This is a genomic window from Ruegeria sp. BHSB172 (assembly GCF_059613165.1).
Window position 1 is genome coordinate 1 of sequence record NZ_JBXWRZ010000039.1, and the last position, 3,743, is coordinate 3,743.

3 protein-coding genes are annotated in these 3,743 nt (G+C 63.1%); all 3 read right to left on the bottom strand.

Annotated elements, in window-relative coordinates; translation table 11 throughout:
* Window positions 1-64 precede the first annotated feature (64 nt).
* A complete protein-coding gene (locus tag AC2FM3_RS14590; protein WP_496683134.1) occupies window positions 65-1,501 on the bottom strand; it encodes a UbiA family prenyltransferase in 1,437 nt (478 codons plus the stop codon).
* A 90-nt stretch (window positions 1,502-1,591) separates the two neighbouring features.
* A complete protein-coding gene (locus tag AC2FM3_RS14595; RefSeq protein ID WP_496683137.1) occupies window positions 1,592-2,950 on the bottom strand; it encodes a nucleotide sugar dehydrogenase in 1,359 nt (452 codons plus the stop codon).
* A gap of 220 nt (window positions 2,951-3,170) precedes the next feature.
* Window positions 3,171-3,743 (bottom strand): glycosyltransferase family 4 protein (locus tag AC2FM3_RS14600; RefSeq protein WP_496683138.1); only part of this gene is annotated, 573 nt, incomplete at its 5' end.

A 3,743-nucleotide genomic window follows, 5' to 3' on the forward strand; every position in this document is an offset into this window, starting at 1 on the left:
AAACCGCAAGCAGCAAAGAAGACCAGTAGAGTGACATGTTCCTTCTCCTCGGTTGTCGGGTCCGTCATAGGCTGAGGTACTTGGCAGCCAGCGTGACCACCACGAAGGCCGCGCCGACCATTAGGCTGATGCGGTCGCGCAGCGCGAACAGAACCGGGTCGTCGGCCACCCGCCCGCGCCGCGCCCCGACCCAGATCCGGTTGCCCCAGTACAGCAGCAGAAGGCACAGCAGCCACAAGATTTCGGGGGTCCGGTAGATGGTCTGGACCTCGGGGCTGTTGATGTACAGCGCCAGAATGACCACCGCCGCGGTGATGTTTGCGACGCCCAGGCTGAACATCGTCTCGCTGTCGGCATGCGAATAGTCCCGGCCATGCACGGTGCTGTCATCGGCGGGGGCCGCGGCCACTTCGACATAGCGTTTCAGATAGCCCAGGCTGACAAAGATGAACATCGAGAAGGCCAGAAACCAGGACGACAGGACGATACCGGTGGCGGCTGAGCCCGCGATCACCCGCAATGTGTACAATGAAGCCAACACCATAACGTCCGCCGTGGCGATCTGCTTGACCCAAAAGGAATAGGCCATGGTGATGGCAAGGTAGGCGATCAGCACCAGGGTGAAATTGACCGGAAGGAAAAAGACCGACAGTCCGAAGGCGACGATCGGCAGGGCGATGGCCCCGACCACGCCCGCCCGCAGCGAAAGGTCGCCCGAGGGCAGGGGACGGAACTGCTTGCTGGTATGCTGGCGGTCGGCCTGCAGATCGACAAGATCGTTCAGGAAATACACGCCCGATGCACAGAGGCTGAAGCAGATGAAGGCTAGCAGCGACGCCAGCACGCTCTCGATCGGCAGGTGCTGCTGTGACGTGAACAGAGGCGCAAAGATCAACGCGTTCTTGGCATATTGATGCGGACGCATCGATTTTAGGAATGCTCTCCAGCCGGGTGGCCGCGAGTTGACGACCATTTCGGCTTTGTCCGCCGCCCGTGCTGCATCCACATCCCGTGCCGGTGCATTCACCAAGATTTCGGTCTTGGCTGCGGCCCAGATCGGACGGTCCGCTGCGGTGTCACCTGCGTAGGTGAAGGGATCCTGTCCGGCCATATTCCGGATCGCGGCCAGTTTTCTGGCGCCTTTCAGGTTGTGCGTTGCGTCGGTGGCCAGGACCGTATCGAAAAGGCCCAGATGCTCGGCCACCGGTTCGGCAAAGGCCTTCGGCGCGGCCGTCGCCAGAACCAGCTGCCGGCCCTGGGCCTTTTGTTGCTTCAAATACGCCAACAGCGCCGTTTCGTAGGGCAGACCGGCCGGGTCGATCCGAACCTGCTGCGCGATGCGGGATTTGGCATAGGCGATGCCGCGAAACAGCCAGAGCACCAGCACAAATATGTTCAACGGGTTCTTCGTCAGAAACTGAACGATGGCCTCGACAAAAAGATCGGTCCTGACCAGCGTGCCATCCAGGTCGACGAAGATTCTTGCGGGCTTTTCACTCATCAACGGGTTCTTCTTTCGGTCCGGGCATCCTTGAAAGCGAACCTTGCCGACCTGCCGGACCTCCGCCCGGCAGGGCCGCCACACGCGGTCTCAAAGCTTCACCAGGCGGCCACCGGCCACCTCAATTCCTTTCTTTGCAAAGACGTTGCGCGTGTCGAATATAATTGCGGCTTCGCGCGCCACCAGCGAATAGTCAGGCGCGCTGTGGTCGGTAATCACCGCCACCGCGCCATAGCGTTTCAGGTTTTCCGCCGTCAGAGGCATCGATTCCCGCCCGGCCAGATCCGGGTACTCGCCCCCTTCCGGCAGGCTGGGGAAGAACGGATCATGGTAATCGACCCGCGCGCCCAGCTTCTCCAGCTCTTGCAGCAGCACCAGCGCGGGGCTGCGGCGGGTGTCCTCGACGTCGCGCTTGTAGGCGATGCCCATCAGCAGGATGCGTTGGCCGGCCAGAGGCTGGTCGGGGTCGGCCCCATCCGGCGCCAGCCGGTCGGCCATCCGGCGGGCCAGCGCGCTTGGCACGGCATCGTTGCTGGACCGGGCCAGGTTGATGATCGGCGTGTCGGATCCGGCATCGGCCGCGCGCCAGGCCAGATAGGCCGGCGAGACCGGGATGCAGGCGCCGCCGATACCCGGACCGGGATAGAAGGGCATGAACCCGAAGGGCTTGGTGGCGGCGGCGTCGATCACTTCCCATACATCCACGCCCATTGCGTCCAATGCGGTCTTGAGTTCGTTCACAAGCGCGATGTTCACCGTCCGAAAGCTGTTTTCCACCAGCTTGACCGCCTCGGCGGTGGCGGCCGAACTGACCGGAACCGCGCGTGTCACAATGGCGCGATAGAACTCCTCGATCAGTTGCAGCGACAGTGGATCGTCGGCGCCGACAACCTTGGGAATGTTGTGGGTGTCGAACTTGTCATTGCCGGGGTCTTCGCGTTCGGGCGAGAAGCCCAGAAAGAAATCGACCCCCGCGCGCAGGCCGCGCGCTTCTAGCAGCGGCTGCACCAGCGTCGTGGTGGCGCCCGGCCAGACGCTGCTTTCCAATACCACCAGCTGTCCGGGCCGCAGATGCTGTGCGATGGTCTCGGCGGCGGCTGCGACAAAGCGCATGTCCGGGTCCTGGCTGTCGGACAGCGGCGTGGGGACGCAGATCAGGATGATGTCGGCCTCGGTCAGGGCTGCCGCGTCCTGCGTTGCCCGGAACCGTCCGCTGTCCACGGCTTTGGCGATTCGGTCTGGTGCGAGGTACGAGATGACCTGCGCACCTTGATTGATCCACGCGACCCGCTGCGGGTTCAGGTCGATTCCGGTGGTGTCAAAGCCTTTGTCATGGGCGGTCAGCGCCAGAGGCAGGCCGACATAGCCCAGCCCGACCACGGCGACCCGCGCCTCGCGCGCGGCGATGCGCTGTCTGAGGGTCTGGTGATGTGAGGTTTCGAGATTCATGATGTACCCTGATCATACAAACTGGAACTGAAATCAATTGCCGTCTTGGACCTAAACAAACCGCCCTCAACCACCGATACGGAGGATCGGGGCCGAATCCAATAAAATAGTCTCGCCCGGGCAGGGCGCAGATCGAATGTTTCCAAATAGGGCGCAATGGCACCTATTGCCGTGGACTGTACTGTGGCAGCTTGCGCAGTCGGACGATGCTGCAATTTTCCTATTCCCCACCCAGCGCCCGCTGAAACGACTGTTCGGCCATGGCCGCGCCCTTGTCCCACCCGAACCCTGACGCCCGGGCCAGCGCCTTGTTTGACAGGTCGTGTCGCAGGCCCGGATCGGACAGCAGGCGGATGGCCTGGTCCGCCAGCGCCCGGCTGGATGTCGGGTCGAAATACAGCCCGCTATCGCCGACCACCTCGGGCAGGCTGCCGCGATCCGAGGACAGGACGGGCGTTCCGCAGGACATCGCCTCGAGCGCGGGCAAGCCGAAACCCTCCCACAACGAGGGAAATACCAGCGCGTCGGCGGCGTTCAGCAAGGCGGCCAGTTGGGTGTCGTCGATCTCTCCGGTAAACAGGATGTTTTCGGAACACGCGGCATTCGCGGCTGCACTGGCCTTGAGGTCTGCGATGTTGTCCCAGAACCGGGCCCCGGTCGTGCGCCCGACGATGGCCAACCGCGTGTCGGGAAACGTGGCGACGATGCGCGGCATCGCCTCGATCAGGCGCAGCACGTTCTTGTGCCGGTTGAACCCGCCTACATAGACCAGAAGCGGCGCGTCCGGCGGGAT

What these genes read in the sequence shown, in the direction of transcription:
- AC2FM3_RS14590 (WP_496683134.1), bottom strand. Translation starts at nt 1,501, where the DNA reads ATGAGTGAAAAGCCCGCAAGAATCTTCGTCGACCTGGATGGCACGCTG.
- AC2FM3_RS14595 (WP_496683137.1), bottom strand. Translation starts at nt 2,950, where the DNA reads ATGAATCTCGAAACCTCACATCACCAGACCCTCAGACAGCGCATCGCC.